This window comes from Caballeronia sp. (genome assembly GCF_049581465.1).
Taxonomy (GTDB): domain Bacteria; phylum Pseudomonadota; class Gammaproteobacteria; order Burkholderiales; family Burkholderiaceae; genus Caballeronia.
Genome location: NZ_JBAUSA010000795.1, coordinates 1 through 2,773, shown reverse-complemented (window position 1 = coordinate 2,773; position 2,773 = coordinate 1). Strand labels below are relative to the sequence as shown.

Sequence of the window (2,773 nt, the reverse complement as noted above, 5' to 3'; positions counted from 1 at the left end):
GTCTCGGGGTGGGTACGCACCACCGGGTGCACCATCGGGGGATATTTCTGGCGCATGACGGCGTACTGCTCGTCCGACGGGTTGATGCCGGCCCGGAAGTCGATCGGTTCACGATGCTAGGAAGACCTTCAGGTCTGCCTCGAAGCGGAACATCAGCGCGCTCCCAATGCGGCAATTATCGCGGTCACAAGTGAGGCATCGTGCTCCGATCAAGCGAGCTCAAGCTTCACGCCGTTGGGCAACTGAGCCGACAGCCGTGCCGGCTTCCCTGATCGTGGCGATGCACGCGATCGCTCCGGTACTGATACGGACCACGCAGCGGGTGATGAAACCAGCACCGGCGCTGTGTCATAGATCGCAACGACCAACGACCGGCACGAAGGCTGACGACGCGACCGCCATGTCGCCCCTCACAGGGGGCATTTGACTGTTCTCGCAGCCGAACCCATTTGTGCAACTGGTTAGCATTCACCCCAGCCTTCAGGGCCAGGCCCGACAGCGATGTGCCCGGTTGCAAGCAGGCATCGATCCGCCGCTGCTTGTCTGCCGGGCCGAAGCTGCGTTTGCCTCCAGCACCGCGGGTCACCCGCAAGGGAAAAAAGGTCAAGTCATCCTGGATCATGGATCGCGTCCGCAAGTTGTCGTTGCGGACACAATCGTGGACCTTCTCAAGCACGGAAGCTAGGTGTGCGGGAATTTGCGCTCACCGACATACAACGGATGCGCCTCACATATTAATCCCGATTCAACAGATTTTCAGCGACTTGCTCCGTATATGACGGACGAACGAGCGTCTGCTACCTGGGTACAGCAGCCGTCTGAATGTCTGACGGACGGCGAAGGCGAACGGCCGCAGCTGGGCCGAACCCTGTTCGACGCAGACCTCAATCGATCGCTGATCGCAACAGGTATGCGAAAGGCATAAATCGACCCCTTTTCGGACCTTGAACCCGGCGTCACCTCTACGCTGCTTTGAGGTGTGTAACGGCTATCCAGACATCGAGTCGGCTGGCAAATCGTTGCCCATAATTGTTATTCGCAGCTTCACGAAAACCGATTAAATCGCGTCAAGCGAAATTTTTGGGGTCGACCGCGGCCCTGGTGCGGTGCCGCGATCAGCGTGGCTTCCCTACTCGCGTCCGGACCCTGTCAGCCTTCGGCATTCCGGAATCCATCGAGGCGCCATCCTGGAAACTCGGCGTCCCTGACCTGTTGGACCAAGGTCTCATTGACCGGCCGGAAGCTCAGGTGTCTTATTGTTTCGGAAAGGTTCACGTGTCCGTAACCTAGTCCACGCCAGCGGTACTCCCCATGACCGGTGGATCCGTTTTCGTAGCAATCCGGCCTCAACCCGCGTAATCAGACAGTACTGGAATGGCAGATCAACTCATCTGCTGGCAGTGCTGGCCCTCCGATGTCGCGGGTGTTGACAGAGGCGATGCTGTCGACCTAGCGCCGGTGCAGTTCGTGCATCCCGGCAAACGCAGGTGGTTTGGGCCGTTTCAGCGGCGCTGGCCTGAACACCGGCGGGACATCAAGACGACAGCCGGAGGAAGCGACCATCGGGTAAGCGCAGCCGTGCGCGCGCCCGGTCGGGAGGCCTCCTTTGCATGCCACCTGGCAAAACCGCGAACACCTTGGTTTCCGCTGCAATATGGATCGTAGGGAGAAGGCAAACATGGACTGGAATCGCTGGTACAGCTTAAAGAGCTACCTAAGATCTTCGCTGTGGGCTGTGCCGCTCATCGCAGTCGCGATCTATGCCGTGGTAAAACCTCTGACTGAAATGCTGGGCAGATGGATGATCAGGCAAGGGATCCTTGATCCGAAAACCGGCTTTCTTGGGCTGTCTATGACTGGGGCGCGGTCGTTGCTCGGGGACATCGTTTCCGCAGACCTGACGTTTCTGGTATTTACGTTCGCTTCGCTGCTCGTCGCAATCCAGGTCGCTGGCGGGCAGTACACCCCGCGGATCATCGCGACGACACTGCTGCGCGATAACACCATCCGTAGCATCTCGGGATTGTTCGTTTTCACAATGCTGTTCGCCGATAGAACGCAAAGCTGGATGGGTGAGAATGAAGTACACCAACTTCAAGTGTTCCTTGCAGCGCTATTTGGATTCGCCTCCATCGTCGCGTTCCTTTTCTTGATTGACTACGCCGCGAAATCTCTGCGTCCGGTAAGCCTCGTGGCAAGCGTCGGGAAGCACGGGATGGCGGTCATAGAGAGCGTTTACCCCGCTCCGACTACGGGTGCAACTACCCCGCCCGAACGTGACAAAGAGCGAGGCGTACCTGATCGCATTGTTGGTCACCGTGGCAAATCTGGCATCGTTCTGGCCGTGAATCTGGAAAGGCTGGTGGCCAAGGCGCGGCGCACTGACTCAGTTATCGAATTCGCACCACAAGTGGGTGATTTCGTCGCTGTGGACGAACCCTTGTTTTATTTGTACGGGAACTCTGGCGCAATCGATGAGGGAAGGCTCCGCACACTGGTCGCTTTCGGGACGGAACGCACAATGGAGCAGGACCCTATGTTCGCGTTTCGCATCCTGGTCGATATTGCGCTGAAAGCGCTGTCGGCGGCGATCAACGATCCGACCACGGCCGTGCTTGCGATCGACCAGGTGCACCGGCTATTGCGGGTGGTGGGCAAACGGTCTCTGCATATCGAGGAGATTGTGGATAGCTCGGGGCGCGTGCGCGTGATCTTGCGAACGCCCAATTGGGCAGATTTCGTGCATATCAGCTTTCGCGAGATACGCCAGTAC

At 58.4% G+C, this 2,773-nt stretch carries 1 protein-coding gene; it reads left to right on the top strand.

Translation table 11 applies throughout. The features are described from left to right. Positions 1 to 1,678: 1,678 nt before the first annotated feature. Positions 1,679 to 2,773: DUF2254 domain-containing protein (locus tag WCA53_RS19580; RefSeq protein WP_423914402.1), on the top strand; the 1,095-nt coding region annotated here is incomplete at its 3' end.